We start from the raw sequence: 19,880 nt of genomic DNA on the forward strand, positions 1-19,880 counted from the left end.
CATCCGGGCGCCCCGCCCGGGCAGGAGACCCCATGCAGCACATACTCATCGCCAATCGTGCGGCCATCGCGGTACGTGCCGCCCAGACCTGCCGCAAGCTGGGCTTCGAGACGACCGCCCTGTCCGCGCTGACGGACACTCAGAACACGCACGTGGCGTGGGCTGACCGAGAGGTCACCGTCGAGGGCTGGGGTCTGCCCGACACCTACGACTCGGCCGAGCGGGTCCTCGACGCCGTGGACCGCAGCGGCGTCGACTGCGTGTACCCGGGCTACGGCTCCCTCGCCGAGAACGCCGACTTCGTGGCGGGTCTCGAGGCCAGGGGCGTGACCTTCGTCGGCCCCTCGTCGGCCGCCCTGCGCCTGGCGGGAAGCAAGGCCGCGGCCGTCGAGGCAGCGCACCGCAATGGGGTCCCCGTGCTGCCGCACGCCGTCGGCCGGGGGCGGGACGAAGTCCTGGCCCGTGTCGAAGAGATCGGCCTGCCGTGCGTGCTCAAGCCGGAGTTCGGCTACGGCGGCCAACAGGTGCGCATCGCCCACTCCGTGGCCGACGTGGAGGAGGCCGTAGCGGCGGGCCCCGCCACTACGGCTTGGTACATCGAGAAGTTCCTCCCGGTGAACCGGGTGGTCGGCGTCACCATCGCCGTGGACCACGAAGGCACAGTGATTCCGCTCGGTGAGCGCGAGAGCCTGCTGGTCGCCGACGGCCTCAAGCTGCTGGAGGCGTCACCGGTCGAGGGCGTCGGCGGCGAGACGCTCGCGGCGATGCGCGCGGACGCGGCCCGGGTCGCGGGGGCGTTCGGCCTGCGCAACGTCATGACGGTGGAGTTCATCGCCGGGCCGGACCGCTACTACTTCCTCGAGGTCAACGGCAGACTCCCGCTGGCCTACCAGATGTCCGAGAGCCAGACGGGCACCGACCTCGTGGAGCTCCAGCTCCGCATCGCCCGGGGGGAGTCCGTGTCCCCCGACGGGACGGTCGTCGACCGTGCACGGCACTGCCTGGAGGCCCGGCTCTTCGTGCACCCGCAGGAGCTGGGCGGGTTCCCTGAGGTAGGTACCCTCTCGCGTCTCGAACTCGCGGACGCCGAAGGGGTCTCGTACACCTGGTCGGTGGACCCGGCGCGCCCCGTCACCTACGAACTCATCCTCGCCCAGGCCCTGGCGACCGGCACCGACCGGTCCGCGGCAGCCCGCCTGGTGCGCAAGGGCATCGAGGCGTCCCGCGTCGAGGGGCTGCGGTGCTACGTGGAGGAGATCACCCGACGGCTGAACGACACATGCTGAGGGCGCCCTCGCCCCGCACGCAGTGACCACCCGCTGGAACTCAGGAGAAACGAACATGCATCAGGGTCTGACCGTCGCCTTCCTGGGCATCGACGGCATCGGCAAGAGCACGCTGTGCCGCGCCTTCGAGAAGCGCGTACGGGAGAGCGGCCAGGAGGTGGTGACCGTCACCTGGCGGTCCGCCCTCGAGGAGACCACCGCTCCATGGCCCGCGGTGCCGCTCCAGCAGCTGTGGCTGGAGTCCTTCCGCACCCTGTACGGAGCGGGGCTGCGCGGCGACCGGCCGCTGGACATCCCGCGTGGGTACGACGAGTGGCGGGACGGGGACTGGGAGCGCCACCTGGCGTCGGAGCCCGTCATGCGCAACAAGGCGTCCGGCGCCCTCGCCGCCGCGTTCGTGGAGATCGCCGGCAATGTCCTGCTGGCCTCGGAGGTGACCCACCGCGCGCTGGCCAGGGGCGCCGTCGTCGTCCAGGAGTCGTATCCGATCAAGCACGTCCTCAAGGAGCTCGCGGTGGCCGAGCGGCTGGCCGCCGAGGGGGCGGGCGCCGGCGGGGACGACCCGGCGGCCCCCGCTTTGGGTGAACTGGTCCGCACCGTCCGCGGCATCCTCGACCTGGTCTTCGGCTCCGCGCTGCTCCGCCCGGACATCGGCATCCTCGTCGACGGACCGTCGTCCTACGCGTACCGCTGGCGCACCGCGCAGAACGGCGCGGTCGGCGCACTGGAGGACTATGGGCCCGCCGGTGAGCGCAGCGAGGAGTCGTTCAGCCGGATGCAGGACGAGACGGCCAAGCTCTTCCGTGAGTACGCCGACCTGTGGGGCTGGATCGTCCACGAGGTGGACGACAGCGGGGTGGAGGCCAACACGGCGCGCGGACTTGAGGCGCTCTGCTCCCACCCCGAGCTGGCCCGTCGCCTCGGGGGCGCGGCGCGACGCGACGGTGGGAGCGAGTGACGGCGTCCACCTCCGCGCCGGCGGACGCCACGCCGTCGCCGGCGGACGCACGTGTGCTCCGCGTGCTGATCACGTCGTCGATGCTGTCGAAGGTCGCGGACTGGCAGTTGGGGATCGTGATCCCGCTTGCCGTGCTCGCGGAGTCGGACTCCGTCGCCATGTCCCTCGTCTCCTTCGCGCTGCGGGGCGTCACCTACGTGGGGTCGCCGTTCCTCGGTGCGCTCATCGACCGCTTCGACAAGCGGGCGGTCTTCGTGCTGGCTCAGGTGCAGCAGGCCCTCTGCCTGGTCCTGCTGGCGGCTCTCCTGTCCAGTCAGGTGTCGGTCGCCGTTCTGGTGCTGCTCTCGGGGGTCGGTGGTGTGGCGAGCACCATCACGGGACAGTTCGTACTCATCCCGAAACTGATCAGCGTGCCGGCCCGCCCCGTAGCGGTGGCCAAGCTGAACGCGGCGATCGAGCTCTCCAAGGTCATTGGCCTGATCCTGGGAGGCGTCGCCTTCACCGTGCTGGGCGCCTTCCCCGCCGCGCTGTGCATCGCCGGTCTGTACCTGCTCGCGGGCCTCATGGCCATGCTGCTGCCCGAGGCGCCGTCGGGCCACGAGAAGCTGGACATCCGGCGGGACCTCTCGATCGGGTTCCGCTGGGTCCTCAAGCCGGAGATCCTCTGGCTCGTGGTGACGATGTCGCTGACGAACCTCTCCATCGGCCAGCTGGAGCCTGCGCTGATCACCGAGTTGGGGCAGCGGGACATCAACGCCGGGCTGATCTCCGTGGTGATCGCGGTGGGCCTGTTCATGGGCGCGGTGGCGAGCCGCCTCGCCCCGGGCATCCTCCCCTCGTGGAGTCCCGAACGGCGCATCCTGCTCTACCAGTTGGTCGCCTTCGCGGGCCTCGCCCTGGTCGCCACCCCGGTCACGGGCGTGCGGCTCCTCGGCTACATGGTGGAGTGCTTCGCGGTCGCCGCGAGCAACGTGGCCTCCATCACCTACCGCCAGGAGACGATCCCCGTCGAGGTCGCCGGCCGGGCCAACGCGACCATCCGCATGTTCATCACGGGCGCAACCCCCTTGTCGGGCTTCCTCTTCGCCTGGGCGAGCGGCCTCGACGGCTACCGGTTCTGGCTGCCCTCCCTGTGCATCTGGGCCGTCGCGATCATCATCTGGGCCGCCTACACCCACCGCACTGAACGCGCCCTGGCGACCGACCCCCTGGAGGAGGAGTTCACCGCCGGGTGAGCTGCCGGGGGCAGAGCGGGTGAAAGTGGGCGAAGACACCCCATCATGGATGGCCGAACCGCTGCCTCCGAAAGGGGGGAGCGAATCACGTTGACAGGCGGGACGGCCGCGGGTGATCTTTCCGGCTGCCGGACGAACAGACGCCGACCATCGAACGAAGGGCCAAGCTCCGCTGCGGGCGCGAAAGTCGGGACCTCTCAGAGCCATGACCGAGCGTATGGGCGGCCCTCGCAGAGAAAGCGAGACGAACGTGACTGAGAACACCGGTTCAGGAGCAGGGGAGCCCGGTCACGAACCGGCTCCGCTCAGCGGTCGGGTCGCGGGCAGCCCCAGCGCCCTGTGGCACGAGGAGGTCCTCGGCCCGCACTTCCAGTACGAGGTCACACATCTGCTGCCCTGGTACATCGTGATCGAGAAGGTGCTGGCCGCCGAGTACGCGCGGATGGGCGTGGTCACCGACGCGGAGGCCGGGGAGCTGGGGCAGGCGCTGCACACCGCGGACGCCGAGGCACTCGTGGCCGATCCGGCGGCCAACATGTCGGACATCACGTTCGCTCTGGAGCGGTACGTCGAACAGCGGCTGCCCCGCCCGATTCCGTCCTGGCACGTGGATCGGAGCCGCAACGACCTCCAAGCCACCGCGCAGCTGATGTTCGGGCGGCACGAGCTGACCGGCATCGGACGCATGCTGCTGGACTTCGGCATGGCCGTGCACCGGCTGGCCGAGTCCGGCCGCGAGCTGCCCATGCCGGGACACACCCACTTCCAGGCGGCGCAGATCATCACCCCCGGGTACTACCTGGCGGCCGTCTCGGAGCAGGTGCTGCACACGCTGCGCCGGCTGCTGTCGACGTACGACGGCCTGGACGCCTGCCCTCTGGGCTCGGGGGCCATGGCCGGTCAAGAACTGGCCTGGGACCGCGACCGGATGGCGCGGCTGCTGGGCTTCCAGCGGCCCCAGCCGGTCGCGCTGACCGGGGTGGCCTCACGCGGGTGGGTGGCCGAGGTGACCGCGGACATGGGGGTCCTCGGTGTTGCGCTGAGCCGGTTCGCCACTGATCTGCTGACGTGGGGGAGCAGCGAGTTCGGCTTCATCGACCTGCCGGACGAGCTGTGCGGAATCTCCTCGGCCATGCCGCAGAAGAAGAACTACCCGGTGCTGGAACGCATCCGGGGCCGTACGGCGCACCTGTCCACGTACCACCTCGACGCGGTGCTCGGCCAGCGGAACACTCCGTACACCAACCTCGTGGAGGTGGGGAAGGAGGCCGGGGCGAACCTGGCGACCGCCTACGGCACGCTGCGCAGTGTGCTGCGGCTGTTCACGGAGGTCGCCGGCCGGCTGACCTTCCGTGCCGACCGGATGCGGGCCGCGTGCGAGCGGGAGTACCTCGGCGGCTTCGGTCTCGCCAATGCCCTGACCCTCGGGGAGGGCGTGCCGTGGCGGCGCGCGCAGGTGGTGGCCGGAGCGTACATCGTCGCGGCGATGGAGGCGGGTCTGTCGCCGGACAAGCCCGACGCCGAGCTGCTGCGGCGGGTCGCGGACGAGCGCGGGTTCGCCCTCGCCGACCCCGCCGCGGCGCTGACCGCCGTGCAGGACGTCGACGCGGGTCTGCGGCGGCCGGCCTCGGCCGGCTCCGCGCACCCGGATGCCACCGCTGCCGTCCTGCGCGAACAGGAGGGCGAGTACGAGCGGCTGCGCGCGGAATGGGCGCGGCGGGCCGCCCTCGTCAGCACCGGCCTGGCGGAGACGGACGGTCTGCTCGGGATCGGGCAGTGAACCGCCTCGCCGGTGCGGTCCCTCACCCCGCCAGGTTCGCCGGGCCGCGAACAGAGGACGGCCCCGTGCTGTCCGAGAACGTCGAGCACATACGCGCGGTACGCGCACCGCTGCGGGGAACGGTCCGTGTTCCCCGCCCGCTCGGTGAGAGCAGCGAGTGGAACGCCGCCGCGAAAACGGGAGGGAAACCGTGATCTACGGCAGCATGCACGAGGCCATCGGGCGGACTCCGCTCGTCCGGCTGCGGATGGACGCGCCGACGGGCGTCGAGGTGTACGCCAAACTGGAGTTGGCCAACCCGTTCGCCATGAAGGACCGGGTGGCCCGCCACATCATCCTCAGAGCCCGGCGCCAGGGGGTGCTGCGTCCCGGAGCCCCGATCGTGGAGAGCTCCTCCGGCACGATGGCGCTCGGCATCGCGCTGGTCGGCAGGGGACTGGGGCACGAGGTGCACATCGTCACAGACCCGCGGATCGACACGGTCACCAGAGCCAAGCTGCGGTCCTTGGGCTGTGAACTGCACGTGGTGTCCGCGATGACGTCACAGGGCTGGCAGGGCGCACGGCTGGAACGGCTCGACGAACTGATGCGTGACCTGCCCGGGGCCTTCTGGCCGCAGCAGTACAGCAACCCGGACAACCCCGGTGCGTACCGGGAGTTGGCCGACGAGCTCCGTGCGGACCTGGGCCGGATCGACACACTGGTGGGCGCGGTCGGCTCCGGCGGCTCGCTGTGCGGTTCGGTACGAGCGCTGCGCCGCACCCTGCCTGAGCTCTGGGCGGTCGGGGTGGACTGCGTGGGCAGCGCTCTGTTCGAGCAGCCCGACGAACCGAAGCGCCTCCAGAGCGGCCTCGGCAACAGTCTGTTGCCGAAGAACCTCGACCGGCGGGTCATCGACGAGGTGCACTGGCTCAACGACCGCGAGGCCTTCGAGGCGACCGTCGCCCTCGCGGCCGAGCAGCAGATCTTCGCGGGAAACACCTCCGGGTCGGTCTACCGGGTCCTCGGTGACGTGGCCGCACGAGCCCGGCCGGGCAGCCGGATCGTGGGCATCTTCCCCGACCGCGGCGACCGCTACGCGGACACCGTGCACGACCCGGACTACCGGTCCGCGCAGCGGCTCCACGAGCTGGAATCGTCCCTCTCGCCGGAGGCGGTCGACTACGGGACGCCCGTCCGGTCGTGGTCGCGCGCGGTCACCAAAGGCACCGTCGACAAGGACCGGCACCTGCTGTTCATCGAGTCCAACACAACCGGGACCGGCATGATGGCCCTGCGCTCGTCGGCCGGACTCGACCTGCGGCCGGTGCTGCTGACCGGCGATCCGGATCGCTATGCCGGCGTCGAGGAGACCGGCTGCGAGATCCTGTTGTGCGACACCAACTCGGCGAACGCGCTCCGGTCGGCCATCCAGGAGCGCTTCACACGTGAGGAGATCGCGGGTGTCACCACCACCAGCGACTTCTATGTGCCGGCCGTGGCCGACATCGCGGAATGGCTGGGGCTCCCCGGGAACCCGGTGGACGCCGTGACCGCCTGCCGCAACAAGGCGCTGCTGCGCGCGGCACTTGCCAAGGGCGGTGTGGGGCAGCCCGGCTACGCAGTCGTGACCGACCCGGACGAGGTGGCGGGCGCCGTGGCCTCGGTGGGCCTCCCCTGTGTGGTCAAGCCGGCCGACGACTCGGGTTCCCAGAACGTGCTGCTCTGCCACACCCTGGAAGAGGCGGCCGCACAGGCCGGGCTGATTCTCGGCATCCACACCAACGTCCGCGGTATGCCGACCGCCAGGACGGTGCTCGTCGAGGAGTTCGTGGACGCTCCCGAGTTCAGTGTGGAGATGTTCAGCCGTGACGGCGTGGCGGAATGCGTGGGCATCACTGCCAAGCGGGTCGGAGGGGTACCGCACTTCGTGGAGAGCAGGCACGTCTTCCCGGCCGAGCTGCCGGCGGACGCCCGCACCGCGGTCGTCGACACCGTGGTGGCGGCGCTGGCCGCCTGCGGTGTGGGGCTGGGCCCCACACACACCGAGGTCAGGCTGACCGCGGACGGGCCGGTGATCATCGAGATCAACCCGCGTCTGGCCGGCGGGATGATTCCGGAACTGATCAGGCTGGCCACCGGAGTCGACCTGCTGGAGCAGCAGTTGCGGGCAGCGGTGGGTCTGCCGCCCGTTCTCGTTCCGACCCGTGACACATATGCGGGAATCCAGTTCCTGATCGCGGACCGGGAGGGCGTGCTGACGGAGGTCGACGGCGTACCGGCCGCCACACAGGTCGCCGGTGTCGAGCGGGTGAGGGTCACCGGGCGGACCGGATCCCGGGTACGCCCGGCGCGCAGCGCCTATGACCGGCTGGGCCATGTGATCGCGAGCGCGGCGAGCCCCGCAGCGGTGGATGGCGCCCTCGACGCCGCCCTCGCCGCCGTCCGGCTGGAGGTGGCGGACAGGCCATAGGCGTATTGCCCTGTGACGGTCCGGTGCGGACGGGGGGCCGCCCCGCGTCCGTACCGCCGGCGGCGGCGGGCGCACGAAGGCTCCTGGTGGAAGGGGCCCTTCAGGGGGCGGTCCACCAGGAGCCTTCGTCGTTACCTACCGCAGTCGGGCGTTCAAGCCCAGGCGCGGCGCAGCCGGTCCAGGTGCTCCAGTCCGCCCAGCACGGTGTCGGCGTCATCGATGAAGTCGATCAGGCAGGCCACCTCGTCGACGCCGGCCTCCCGCACGCTCCGCAGCAGCTCCTCGTTCTCCTCGACGGTGCCGAAGAGCCCGCCCGTATCGAAGTACCGGTCGAAGCCGAGAGAGACCAGGAAGTCCATGTCCTCGGGTGTGAGGTCCTCCGGGTCCAGATCGGGCATGATGTCGCCCGCGGCCTTGAGGAGCAGCCCGAGCGAGTTCCGCAGGTAGGCGCTGAATGGTTCGCGCACGATCTCGCGGACCGCCTCCCGGTCGGTACCGAGGAAGGTGTGGAGCATCAGCACCACATGGCCGGGACGGTCCGCAGGCAGCGCCTCACGATAGACGGCGATCTTTGCCGCGAGCTCCTCGACGGACTGCCCGAGCAGATGGGTCAGCAGCCCGACGCCCATCTCGCCCGCCTCGCGGAACGTCTCGGGGTTGCCCGCCGCCGTCAGCCAGACCGGCAGCTCCGGACGTACCGGCGCCGGGTAGGTGCGCAGCTTGCGCGTCTCGCCGTCACCGTCGGGCACGGCGAGGGCGCCACCGCGCCACAGCTCCTGTACGTCCGCGATGGTCCGTGCCAGCACTTCCTTGCGGTCGGCGTAGTTGTGCGGGGCCAGGGCGAAGTCCGCGGCGTGCCAGCCGGACGCGAAGGAGAGGCCGACCCGGCCGCCGGACAGGTTGTCGACGACGGACCACTCCTCGGCGATCCGCAGGGGGTGGTGCAGCGGTGCCACCACACTGCCCGAGCGGATCTGGACGTGCTCGGTCACCGCCGCCACGGCCGCACTGGTGACGGCCGGGTTGGGGTAGGCGCCACCGAAGGCGTGGAAGTGCCGCTCGGGCGTCCACACGGAGGTGAATCCATGGGTGTCGGCGAAGCGGGCTCCGTCGAGCAGCAGGCGGTAGCCGTCCGTGCCGGCCGAGTTGTTGGCGAAGTAGAACAGGCCGAAATCCACCGGTTTCCTCTTGTCTGTGTGCGGCTCTGATCAGGACTGGGGCCGTCGTTCCGGCCCTCCGTCAGGACAGTTCGTCGAGTACCGCGGTGCCGGTCTGCGAGGTGCTGAGCGAGCCGCCGAGGTCGGGGGTGCAGAGCCGCTTCGCGATGGTCCGGCCGACCGCGTCCCGTACCGCTGTGGCTTCCGTGGTCCGCGATGCGCAGTCCAGCAGCAAGGCGGCGCTGAGGATGGCCGCCAGCGGGTTCGCCGTGCCGGTGCCGGCGAGGTCAGGGGCCGACCCGTGGACCGGCTCGCAGAGGGCGAACCCGGTCTCCGGGTTGAGGTTTGCCGAGGCCGCGGTCCCCATGCCGCCCGCCAGCTGGGCGGTGAGGTCGCTCAGCACATCGCCGTGCGAGTTGTTGGCGACGATCATGTCGAACGCCGTCGGGTCGTCCACGAGGTGCATCACCGCGGCGTCGACGTAGAGATGCCGTGTCGCCAGATCGGGGTGGCGGGCCGACGCCTCGCGGAGACAGCGCTGCCACAGCGATCCGTTGTTGGGTACGGCGTTGGCCTTGTCGACCAGGCAGACCGATGTGGTGGCGTGGGCGAACGCGAACTCCATCGCCCGGCTCACCCCGCGGTGGGTGCTCAGCTCGGTGTCGATGGCCGTCTCGTGCTCGGTTCCGGCGCGCAGCGAACCGCCGATGCCCGCGTACAGGCCCTCGGTGTTCTCGCGTACCACCGTGCAGTCGATGGCCCTGCGCTCCGGGTCGCGCAGCGGGCTGAGCCGGTCGTGCAGCAGCTTCGCCGGGCGATGGTTGACGTAGAGGTCGAGCTCGAACCGCAGACGCAGCAGAACGTCCCGCGCGTAGTCGGGGTTGGTGACCCGCGGGTCACCAACCGCCCCGAGGAGTGCGCCGTCGCTGTCGGCGACCCGGGCGAAGTCCTCGTCGGACAGGGCCGGGCCGCCGGCCAGGTACGTGTCGGCGTTGACGTGGTCGAGGACGTCGGTCTCCAGATCGGGGGCCACCGCCTTCAGGACGCGCAGTGCCTCCGCGGTGACCTCCGGCCCGATCCCGTCCCCGGGCAGGACGGCAATGCGCTTCACAGTTCGCCTCCGGACGGCTTGGGCATCCAGCGAGGCCTGGTCTCTTCGTAACGTGCGATCACTTCATGGGACTTCAGCGTCACCTCGATGTCGTCGAGGCCGTTGAGCAGGAGCTTGCGGGCACGGGCTGCCACCTCGAACGACCACTGTCGCTCACCGTCGACGACCCGCTGCTCGCGCAGATCGACCGTCAGGGCGAACGAGGGCGACGCCTCGGCACGGTCCAGCAGCCCATCCACGGCCTCGATCGGAAGCCGCACGGCGAGCAGCCCGTTGCGCAGTGCGTTGCGCAGAAAGATGTCGCCGAAGCTGGGTGCGACCACGGCCCGGAATCCCCAGTCCCGCAGTGCCCACACCGCGTGCTCGCGGGACGATCCGGTGCCGAAGTTGGGGCCTGCCAGCAGGATGCTCGCCCCCGCGCGCTCGGGCTCGTTCAGTACGAACCCGGGATCCTTGCGCCAGCGGTTGAACAGCGCGTCCGCGAAACCCGTCTTGGTGAGTTTGCGGCAGTGCCGGGCCGGGATGATCTGGTCGGTGTCCACGTCGCTGCGGCGCAGCGGCACACACGTGCCGGTGTGCTCGGTGAGCGCGTCCATGCGTTCCTCGTTCCTGTTGCCTGTCCGCAGCGGTCAGTCGAGATCGGCGGGGGAGGAGAGTCGCCCCGCGAGGGCCGTCGCGGCCGCCATGGCGGGGGAGACGAGATGGGTGCGTGCCCCCGTGCCCTGGCGGCCTTCGTAGTTGCGGTTGGAGGTGGAGGCGCAGCGCTGTGCGGCGTTCAGCCGGTCCGGGTTCATGCCGAGACACATCGAACAGCCGGAGAAGCGCCACTGCGCGCCCGCCTCGGTGAACACCGTGTCCAGCCCCTCCGCCTCCGCGGCCCGCCGGACCTCCATCGAACCGGGTACGACGAGCATGTCGACGCCGGGGGAGATAACACGGCCACGCAGCACGTCGGCGGCTGCCCTGAGGTCCTCGAGCCGGCCGTTGGTGCAGGAGCCGAGGAAGACGGAGTCGACCGAGATGTCCCGCATGAGCGTTCCGGGAGTCAGGCCCATGTAGTCCAGCGCCTTGCGGGCGACGGCGCGTTCCACCGGGTCGGCGAGGGCCTCGGGGTCGGGCACGCGGCCGTCGATGCCCACGGCCTGGCCCGGGTTGGTGCCCCAGGTGACGTGCGGCGTCAGGGACGAGGCGTCGATCACCACCGTACGGTCGAAGGACGCACCCTCGTCGGTGCGCAGCCCGTTCCAATAGGACACGGCCTCATCCCAGTCCGCGCCCCGCGGGCTCTCCGGGCGGCTGCGCAGGTAGTCGAGCGTCGTCTCGTCCGGCGCGACGACACCGGCCCGGGCCCCCGCCTCGACGCTCATGTTGCACAGGGTCATACGGCCCTCGACGGAGAGCGCGCGCACCGCTTCGCCGCGGTACTCCAGGACGTGTCCGTGCGCGCCGTTGGCGCCGAGCTCGGCCAGGAGGGCCAGGGCGAGGTCCTTGGCGGTGACGTCATCGCGCGGGGTGCCGACGAACTCGGCCGCCATCGTCCGGGGCCGCTGCAGCGCGAGCACCTGGGTGGCGAGCACATGCTCGACGTCGCTGGTGCCGACACCGAACGCCAGGGCGCCGAACGCGCCGTGCGTCGAGGTGTGGCTGTCCCCGCAGGTGACCGTCATGCCGGGCAGAACGACCCCCAGCTCGGGGCCCACCACATGGACGATGCCCTGCTGGTCGTCACCGTGGCTGAAGAGCCGGATGCCCTGCTCGGCACAGTTGCGCCGCAAGGTCTCCACCTGGAGGGAAGCCACCGGATCGCTGATGGTCAGGGAATCGGTGGGGACGTTGTGGTCCTCGACCGCCAGTGTGAGATCGGGCCGTCGGACGCGGCGGCCCGCCTGGGCCAGTCCGTCGAACGCCTGCGCGGAGGTGGCCTCGTGGACGAGGTGCAGGTCCACGTAGAGCAGGTCGGCCCCGTCCTCCTCCTGTTTGACGACATGGGCGTCCCACAGCTTGTCGACGAGTGTCGAGGGTGCGCTCATGCCTTCGCCGCCTCGGCGAAGCGGTTCGCGATCCGCTGGGCCAGATCGTTCAGTTCGTCGCATTCGCCGGCCGGCCGCGACGCCACGAACTCCTCGTAGAGCGCCTCGACCAGCTCATCCTCTGCGGGGATGTCCATGCGGTCGAGCAGGTAGCGGAGGATCGACCTGCCGGAGTGCCGCCCCACGAGGAGGGACCGATCGCGCCCGAACAGGTGCGGGTTCAGGTATTCGTAGTTGATCGGATTCTTCAGAATTCCAGCCTGATGAATTCCGGCCTCCGTCGCGAATGCGTTGATCCCGAACACCGCCTTGTTGCGGGACGGTGCCAGCGCGATGGTCTCCGAGAGAAGAAGGTAGGCTGGGTAAAGGCCGTTCAGCTCCACATCGATGGTGGCGCCGAATTGGTCGCCTTTGTGCGTCAGTACGGACGCGAGCTCTTCCAGCGGGGTGTTGCCCGCCCGTTCGCCGATTCCGCCGAGTGTGGCCTGCACCTCGTTGGCGCCCGCCTGGATTCCGGCGAGCGCATTGGCGAGAGAAAGCCCCATATCGTCATGGCAATGCGTGGAGAGGACGACTTCGTCCGGTATCCACGAGCGCACGGCCGCGCAGAGGTCACCATACTCCTGCGGAGTGGCACACCCTGTCGTGTCGGCGAGGATCACCGTGGTTGCACCGTCTTCGACGGCGGCCGTGACGAGGGCCTCGATGTGGTCCTTGCTGCCACGACTGGCGTCCTCGACGCCGAAGGAGATATCCGTCGCTCCCAGATCGACGGCGAGCCGGATCGCGTCGCGCACCTCCTGGACGGATTCGGCGCGAGTAATGCCCCTCTTGTGCTCCAGGTGCAGGTCGCTGCCGGTGCCGCAGATCTGTACCTGGTGGTTCGGGCGGGCACCGCCGGCGGCCATGGAGGCCCGGACGTCGGAGGTGGACGCACGGTTGAAGGTCGCGAAGCGGGCGCTCGTCAGTGACTCGGCGATCAGCCGGGTCGCCTCGGCGTCCGCGGGGGACGAGCCGGGGAAGCCGGCCTCCACGATGTCCGCGCCGTACGCCTCGGCTGCCAGCGCCAGCGGCAGTTTCTGTTCCGGCAGCATGGCATTGCCAGGTGCTTGTTCTCCGTCGCGCAATGTGGCATCGAATACTGAAATCCGGCGTTGGCGGTATGCGCTGTCGATAGTCACCTGGTCGCCCCCTGGACGGTGTTGAGTGCCGTTTTTCGGGTGGGTGGGCCGCACTGGCTCGGCCTGCTCCGATTTTGCACGGGGGGAAATAGTAATTCGGCCGGAAGCGGCCTGGGCAGGTTTTCATGCTCGGTTGAAAGTCCCTGCAGTGTGAATGGAGTTCGCGAAGTGGCAACTGTCCGGCGTCATCCGGTTACTCTGCGTGCTCCGCGAGCGGGGGCGGTCGCATCATTCGCCTTGATCTAAAACTCATTGCAGCACCGCAGTTGCCGGACGATACTCCATGAGCCAGGTCGAGCTCGCCGACTGGCTCGAATTTCGTCCATGATCTGGGGGAGATCAGTGCAGCGGATTCATTTCACCGTCCAGGATCTGACGCGTATTACCATCGCGCCGGCCGGTGATCCGGCGGTGGAGACGGCATTGGCCGCCGATCTCCTTCGCCGTAGGAGCGGGGGTACGATTTTCGGCCGCTGGCGGGATCTGGTGAGTCAGGCGGCGAACTTCCGTCTGCCGCCGAGGCCGTCGGTGCCGGACCATCTCAAGCTGCTCGCGCAGGCCAGTGGCGCGGCTGTGCTGCAGGACTGGACGGGAAACCGTGAGGCCGCCGTCGACAGTGACTTCTACCAGTGCGTGGTGGCCCCGTACTGGGAGCGCATCAACGCCTATCTCCGGGCCGACGCCGAACATCGCAGCCGTATCTTCCTCGGTGGCGGAGTGGAGGCCCTGCTCGGCACGCTGCACGCACGCATCGAGTGGAACTCCCCGCTGCTCGAGCTGGACAACGGCCTCGACGGGGACACCCGTCCGGAGGGCGCGGGCCTGATGATCGTGCCCTCGCTGTTCCTGCACAGCAGGCCTGTGGTGTACAGCGGTTCGGGCTCCGGGAACACCCCGCCCGTCCTGGTGTACCCGGTTCCGCTGGACGCGGTGACGGCGGCCGCGATGTGGGACGAGCCGGAGCAGCAGGACAGGGCCCTCGGTGCGCTCATGGGCCGCACCCGCGCCAGCGTCCTGCTCGCCCTGACGGAGAGCTGCACCACCACCGAGCTCGGGCGCCGGCTGGGTATCTCGGCCGCTGCGGCGAGTCAGCACACAACGGTGCTGCGCGCGGCCGGACTCATCACCAGCCGTCGCAAGCTCAACGCGGTGCTGCACTCCCTCACCGACCTGGGCATGACGCTGCTCAGGGAGAGCGAGGAGTTCCCCCTTGCGGCACCGGAGCGGTTCCCCGAGTGCTGCCGCGCCTCCTGATGTCTGCCCGGCGTCCTGCGTCGGCCGCTCGCAGCCGTTCAGCATTCCCGACAGACATCGCAGGAACGTTTCGCGCGGACTCCCGGCCGGCCATGTGCCGCCCGGAGTCCGCAGTGTGACGCCTACTTCCGTTTTGACGCGAAAGATCCGACGAACCGCCGAGGCGCTGCGTGGAACCCCGACAGGCGCCACCGGTACGGAGAGGCATTCAGTGGGCAACGAGATGACCGAGAACATCAGAAATGCGGCCTCGTTGGGCGCCCTTCTGCGCGAGCACGTGCGCGACCGGGCGGACCAGGAGGCCGTGGTGTTCGTGCGCGACCCGCAGACGGGCGCCGCGGACACGCTCAATTACGCGCAGTTCGACCGGCGGGCCGGGGCCATCGCCGAGGTCCTGCGCACGCACGCTGCGCCGGGCGACCGGGTACTGCTGCTGTACCCGCAGGGCACGGAGTGCGTAGCGGCCTTCGCGGGCTGCCTGTACGCCGGAATGCTGGCGGTGGTGGCCCCGATGCCGGGCAGCTACCAGCAGGACCGCAAGCGGGTCACCTCGATCGTCTCCGATGCCCGGATCTCGGTGGTGTTGACGGACACCGCGAACCTCGCGGCGGTCCAGGAGTGGGTCGACGCCAGCGCGCTGCCCGGCCTGCGCGTCCTGGCCAGCGACACCTTCGACGACAGCGAGGGCGGCCTCGTGCCGCTCGCGCCGGCCGACCGTTCGACGACGGCGATGCTCCAGTACACCTCGGGCTCCACGAGCGACCCCAAGGGCGTCGAGGTCACACACGGCAATCTGCTGTACGACATCGCGTCGTTCGTCGATGCCCTCGGTGCCGAGGAGCCGGTCAGGACCGGCGGCTGGGCCCCGCTCTATCACGACCTGGGTCTCATCCTGCAAACACTCGCGCCGCTGGCCATGGGCAGCACGGTGGTCCTGATGTCGGCCGTGACCTTCGTGAAGCGGCCCGTCCAGTGGCTGAAGCTGATCGACAGGTACGACCTGGCGTTCTCCGCCGCGCCGAACTTCGCCCATGAGCTCTGTACCGAGAAGGTCACCGACGAGCAGCTGGCCTCCCTCGATCTGTCCCGGTGGCGGTACGCCCTCAGCGGCGCCGAGCCGGTGCAGGTGTCGACCATGCGCAGGTTCACCCGGCGCTTCGCCGCGGCAGGACTGAAGCCCGAGGCGTTCGGCGCCTGTTACGGCCTTGCCGAGTGCACCGTCTTCGTCTCCGGATCGCCCGGGCGTGAGCAGGTCGTGGCCGACCTCGACCCGGCGCTGCTCGAGCGCGGACTGCTGCGGCGGGTGACGGGGGACGCCCAGGGGCGGCCGATGCCCAGCAACGGCTTGGTGCGCGATGTGGAGGCGCGGATCGTCGACCCGGACACCGGCGAGGAGCTGCCCGCCGGATCGGTCGGGGAGATCTGGCTGCGCGGCGAGAGCGTCGCCCGTGGCTACTGGGGCAACCCGGAGGCGACCGCCGAGACGTTCCACGCCTGCACCAAGGGCGGTGACGGGCCGTTCCTGCGCACCGGCGACCTGGGCGGGTTCCTGGACGGGGAGCTCTACATCACCGGGCGGCGCAAGGACCTGATGATCATCAACGGGCGCAACCTGCACCCTCAGGACGTCGAACACGCCCTGCGCGACCGGCACGCCGAACTGGACGGGCTGCCGGGCGCGGTCTTCACCGTACCGGCGGACGGCAGCGACGGCTCGACCGACGACGCTCTCATCGTGCTGCAGGAAGTACGCGGGCGCCCCTCGCAGGACAGCGCTCAAACGCTCGTGCGCACCATGCGCGACACGGTCTCCAGGGAGTTCGGCGTACGTGCCGCAGGCGTTCTGCTCGTCCGCAGGGCCGGAGTCCGGCGCACCACGAGCGGCAAGATCCAGCGTGCGGCCATGCGGGAGCTGTTCCTCTCCGGCGCGGTGGAGCCGTTGTTCGCGGAGTTCGACTCCCAGTACGCCGGATTTGCAGGACAGGGGCGTACGGCATGACGAGTCCCGTCACCGGGCTCGGCGCGGCACGACTCGACGACCTGCTGACGCGTGCCGCCGGACCGGGCGGTGCGTTCGACCCCGCCGAGCTCGCGCGGCTGGACGAGGCGGAGGAGTTCCCCGAGGCCGCGCATCGGCTGATCAACGAAGCAGGGATGGGCGCGCACTACGTCCCGGAGCGCCACGGCGGCCTGTTGCACGGCCTGGACGGTGCGATGGCCGCGCTGCGGACCGTCGCCCGCCGCGACCTCACCGTCGCCATCGCCCACGGCAAGACCTTCCTCGGCGCCATGCCCGTCTGGGTCGCGGGCGACGAGAAGCAGGCCGAGCTGCTCGCCCATGAGATCCGCTCCGGTGCCGAGGTGTGCTGGGGGCTGACCGAGCGCGGCAGCGGCAGCGACCTCCTCGCCGGCCGTCTGAGCGCGCGCCCCGTCGCCGGCGGCCTCGAGCTCGACGGCGAGAAGTGGCTGATCAACAACGCCACCCGAGCCAGGTTCGCCTGCGTACTGGCCCGCACCCGGCCCGAAGGCGGCCCGCGCGGCTTCGGCTTCGTCCTGGTCGACAAGGACACCCTCCCCGAGGGCGCGTACCGCACGCTCCGCAAGGAGCTCACCCACGGCGTGCGCGGCGCGGACATCAGCGGCATCGCCTTCACCGGCGCGCGTGTGCCGGACTCGGCACTCGTCGGGCCGGACGGCTCCGGCTTCGAGGTGGTGCTCAAGTCGCTCCAGCTCACCCGGATCTTCGCCACCTCGCTCTCCCTGGGCGCCTCGGACCGCGCGCTGCCGATGGCCGTACGCTTCCTCACCGATCGTCATCTGTACGGGCAGCAGCTCGCCGACCTGCCGCGGATCCGCCGAGCCCTGGGCGACGCCGCTGCGGCGATGCTGCTCGCCGAGGCGGTCGCGGTGCTGGCCGGGCGGACCGCCCAGACGCTCACCGGTGAGCTCGGGGTGATCTCCGCCGTGACGAAGGCGTTCGTCCCGACGACCGTGCAGCGCTCGGTGGACGCCCTGGCCGAGCTGCTCGGCGTGCGTGGCTTCCTCACCGGAGTCCTGGAGCACGGGGCGTTCGCCAAGCTCGACCGCGACCACCGCATCGTGGCCGTCTTCGACGGCAGTACGGCCGTCAACCGGCACGCGCTGATCACCGCCTTCCCGCTGCTCGTCCGCGCGCACGCCACGGGGGCCTGCGACGAGCCGGGCCTGCTGGCCGCGGCCAGGACGGGTACCGCGCAGCCGCCGCTGGACCCGGCCCGGCTCTCCCTGGTCAGCGGTGGCGGGTGCAGCGTCGTGCAGTCGCTGTCGGCAGCGGCCGAACTGGCTGCCCTGCGCGGCCATGAGGAGGTCGCCGCCGGCGCCCGCGCCCTGGCCGAGGAGTCGGCGCGGCTGCACGAGGAGATCGCCGGACGCCGCGAGGCCCCCGGGGCCGCCTCCGCCGAGGCGTTCGAACTCGCCAAGCGCTACGAACTCTGCTTCGCGGGCGCGTCCTGCCTCGCGCTGTGGCTGCACAACGAGCCCGGACCCGGCGCCCGGTGGTGGCGCGACGCCCTGTGGGTGCGCGCCTGTCTCACCGTCGTTCTCACCCGGCTCGGCCTCGAACCGCCCGCCGGACCCGATGCCCGCGACCTGCTCTGCGACGAACTGCTCTCCGCGGACCTCGTCGAGGGGGAATTCTCGCTGCTCTCCGGCCTGGAGGCCTCATGACCATCGACCACTCCCGCGTCGGAGAGCTGGAGCGTCACCTCGGAGACCCCTTTGACGAGACCAACCCGGTCGGCTTCGCCGCGCTGTTGAGGGCGGACGAGCGCGGGGAGATGTCCGCCGAGGGCGAGCGGGCCCTTGACGAGTACGGCTTCAACGCCGAGTTCGTGCCGGTGGAACTGGGCGGCAGGCTGTCCCGGCTCGATGATGCCGTGGCCGCACTGCGTGCCCTGTACCGCCGGGACCCCTCCCTCGGACTCGGCTACGGCATGAGCTCGTTCATCTCCTCGGTCAACGTCTGGCTCGCCGGCGACGAACAACAGCGTCGTACCGCCGCCGGCCTGCTGCTCGGCAACCACCGCATCGCAGCGGCCTACCACGAACTGGCCCACGGCAACGACATGGCCGGTGCGGAGTGCGCCGTCGTCGAGGTCGACGGTGAGCCCGTTCTGCGCGGACGCAAGGAAGTCGTCACCAACGTGCGCCGCGCGCAGGGGCTGGTCGTCTTCGCGCGCACCGACGAGCGCCCCGGCAGCCGCAGCCACTCCCAGGTTCTGCTGGACAAGCGCACCCTCGACCGGAAACTGCTGCGTGACCTGCCCCGCTTTCCGAGCTCGGGGATGCGCGGAGTGCAGTTGCACGGCATCGAGTTCGAGGACTGCCCGGTGCCGCCGCACAGCATCCTCGGACGCGCCGGTGACGGTCTGGAGACGGCGATGCGCTCGTTCCAGATCACCAGGACCATCCTTCCCGCCGTGATGTGCGGACCGGTGGAGACCGGGCTACGGGTGGCGCTGAACCACCTGACCAGCAGGCAGCTCTACGGAGGTACGGCCGCGGAGCTGCCGTACCTGCGCTCCGCGCTCGCCGCTGTCTTCGCCGACCTGCTGCTCGTCGAGTGCTTCGGCGCCGCCGCGATCAGGGCCGTGCACGTGCTGCCCGGCGAGGCGAGCGTGCTGTCGTCCGTGTTCAAGCACTTCGGGTCGGCGGTGCTGCTCGACGCCATGAACGCCTTGTCCGAACTGCTCGGCGCCCACTTCTACGTACGGACCGGCCCCACGGCGATCTTCCAGAAGCTGCTGCGTGACGTACGGCTGGTCGGCTTCGGCCACGCCGCCCGGGCCGCCTGCGAGTCGGCGGTGCTTCCGCAGCTCCCGGTGCTCGCCCGGCGTTCCTGGGCGGCACCGCAGTCGGCCGACGCCCCGGCGGAGCTCTTCGACCTCGCCGCCGGTCTCGGGCCGCTGGAATTCCACCGGCTGAGGCTCTCGTCCGGCGGGCGCGACCACCTGGGCGGTTCGCTCGCCGAGTCCGTCTCCCGGCTCAGCGGTCCCGCCGCCGCCCTCGGTGAACTGTTCCTCGCCGAGCACGCCGCACTGACGCGCGACTGCCGCGACCTCGCACCCGCGGACGTGACGGTCATGGCGGATGCCGACGCCTCACGCCTGGTGACCCGCACCGGACATGTGCTCGCGGCCGCCTCCGTCCTGGGCATCTGGCGGCACAACTTCGGCGGCGGCGGTCTGCCCGACGACCCCATCTGGCCGCTGGCCCTGCTGACCCGTCTCAACGGACGGCTGCAGGGGAGACCGACCGCGCTGCCCGCGGCCGCCGAGGCGGCGCTGTACTCCGAGCTGCTCGACCGGTTCCGCACCGGTCGTTCCTTCGATCTCGCCGCACGACCCCTGCCCGACGGGCGCGGGGCGGCGATGCCGTGACCCCCACCCACAGAAGGAG

At 70.5% G+C, this 19,880-nt stretch carries 14 protein-coding genes; 9 read left to right on the forward strand and 5 right to left on the reverse strand.

Annotated features, from left to right (window positions below; translation table 11 throughout):
• The first annotated feature begins 32 nt into the window (after positions 1-32).
• The 5 genes from ACZ6ZQ_RS26430 (at position 33) to ACZ6ZQ_RS26450 (ending at position 7,711) form a co-directional block, all read left to right on the forward strand.
• A complete protein-coding gene (locus ACZ6ZQ_RS26430; protein WP_469770992.1) occupies positions 33-1,286 on the forward strand; it encodes an ATP-binding protein in 1,254 nt (417 codons plus the stop codon).
• A gap of 55 nt (positions 1,287-1,341) precedes the next feature.
• On the forward strand, positions 1,342-2,244 hold the full coding sequence (locus ACZ6ZQ_RS26435) for a hypothetical protein (RefSeq protein ID WP_469770993.1): 903 nt from the start codon (positions 1,342-1,344) through the stop codon (positions 2,242-2,244).
• The gene (locus ACZ6ZQ_RS26440; RefSeq protein ID WP_469770994.1) at positions 2,241-3,479 is read left to right on the forward strand and encodes an MFS transporter; all 1,239 of its coding nucleotides are present in this window, start codon (positions 2,241-2,243) and stop codon (positions 3,477-3,479) included. The genes ACZ6ZQ_RS26435 and ACZ6ZQ_RS26440 overlap by 4 nt, the downstream gene beginning before the upstream one ends.
• A 250-nt stretch (positions 3,480-3,729) precedes the next feature.
• Positions 3,730-5,259: a lyase family protein gene (locus ACZ6ZQ_RS26445; RefSeq protein WP_469770995.1), complete on the forward strand. Its 1,530-nt coding sequence runs from the start codon at positions 3,730-3,732 to the stop codon at positions 5,257-5,259.
• Between the two features lie 190 nt (positions 5,260-5,449).
• Positions 5,450-7,711 (forward strand): pyridoxal-phosphate dependent enzyme, encoded by a 2,262-nt coding sequence (locus tag ACZ6ZQ_RS26450; protein WP_469770996.1) that lies wholly within the window; start codon positions 5,450-5,452, stop codon positions 7,709-7,711.
• 152 nt (positions 7,712-7,863) lie between these two features.
• Here the strand turns inward: ACZ6ZQ_RS26450 and ACZ6ZQ_RS26455 are convergent, their stop codons facing one another.
• The 5 genes from ACZ6ZQ_RS26455 to ACZ6ZQ_RS26475 form a co-directional block, all read right to left on the reverse strand.
• Positions 7,864-8,889: a MupA/Atu3671 family FMN-dependent luciferase-like monooxygenase gene (locus ACZ6ZQ_RS26455; RefSeq protein WP_469770997.1), complete on the reverse strand. Its 1,026-nt coding sequence runs from the start codon at positions 8,887-8,889 to the stop codon at positions 7,864-7,866.
• Between the two features lie 61 nt (positions 8,890-8,950).
• Positions 8,951-9,979 (reverse strand): isocitrate/isopropylmalate dehydrogenase family protein, encoded by a 1,029-nt coding sequence (locus ACZ6ZQ_RS26460; protein WP_469770998.1) that lies wholly within the window; start codon positions 9,977-9,979, stop codon positions 8,951-8,953.
• On the reverse strand, positions 9,976-10,575 hold the full coding sequence (gene leuD / locus ACZ6ZQ_RS26465; RefSeq protein ID WP_469770999.1) for a 3-isopropylmalate dehydratase small subunit: 600 nt from the start codon (positions 10,573-10,575) through the stop codon (positions 9,976-9,978). The genes ACZ6ZQ_RS26460 and leuD overlap by 4 nt, the downstream gene beginning before the upstream one ends.
• A 33-nt stretch (positions 10,576-10,608) precedes the next feature.
• Complete coding sequence (gene leuC / locus ACZ6ZQ_RS26470; protein ID WP_469771000.1) at positions 10,609-12,009, reverse strand: 3-isopropylmalate dehydratase large subunit; 1,401 nt, start codon at positions 12,007-12,009, stop codon at positions 10,609-10,611.
• Positions 12,006-13,190 carry a LeuA family protein gene (locus ACZ6ZQ_RS26475; RefSeq protein WP_469771001.1) on the reverse strand — a complete coding sequence of 395 codons (1,185 nt, stop codon included), beginning with the start codon at positions 13,188-13,190 and terminating at the stop codon, positions 12,006-12,008. Before ACZ6ZQ_RS26475 ends, leuC begins: the two co-directional genes overlap by 4 nt.
• Positions 13,191-13,676: 486 nt before the next feature.
• Here ACZ6ZQ_RS26475 and ACZ6ZQ_RS26480 point away from each other — a divergent pair, with 486 nt between their 5' ends.
• The 4 genes from ACZ6ZQ_RS26480 to ACZ6ZQ_RS26495 all read left to right on the forward strand — a co-directional run bounded on the left by ACZ6ZQ_RS26480 (position 13,677) and on the right by ACZ6ZQ_RS26495 (position 19,861).
• On the forward strand, positions 13,677-14,444 hold the full coding sequence (locus ACZ6ZQ_RS26480) for an ArsR/SmtB family transcription factor (RefSeq protein ID WP_469771002.1): 768 nt from the start codon (positions 13,677-13,679) through the stop codon (positions 14,442-14,444).
• A 211-nt stretch (positions 14,445-14,655) separates the two neighbouring features.
• Positions 14,656-16,443: a fatty acyl-AMP ligase gene (locus ACZ6ZQ_RS26485; RefSeq protein ID WP_469771003.1), complete on the forward strand. Its 1,788-nt coding sequence runs from the start codon at positions 14,656-14,658 to the stop codon at positions 16,441-16,443.
• Positions 16,440-18,149: an acyl-CoA dehydrogenase family protein gene (locus ACZ6ZQ_RS26490; RefSeq protein WP_469771004.1), complete on the forward strand. Its 1,710-nt coding sequence runs from the start codon at positions 16,440-16,442 to the stop codon at positions 18,147-18,149. The genes ACZ6ZQ_RS26485 and ACZ6ZQ_RS26490 overlap by 4 nt, the downstream gene beginning before the upstream one ends.
• Entirely contained in the window at positions 18,146-19,861 is a 1,716-nt protein-coding gene (locus ACZ6ZQ_RS26495; protein WP_469771005.1) for an acyl-CoA dehydrogenase, read from the forward strand. The genes ACZ6ZQ_RS26490 and ACZ6ZQ_RS26495 overlap by 4 nt, the downstream gene beginning before the upstream one ends.
• Positions 19,862-19,880: the final 19 nt, after the last annotated feature.

It is taken from the genome of Streptomyces sp. NPDC053673 (assembly GCF_055585225.1).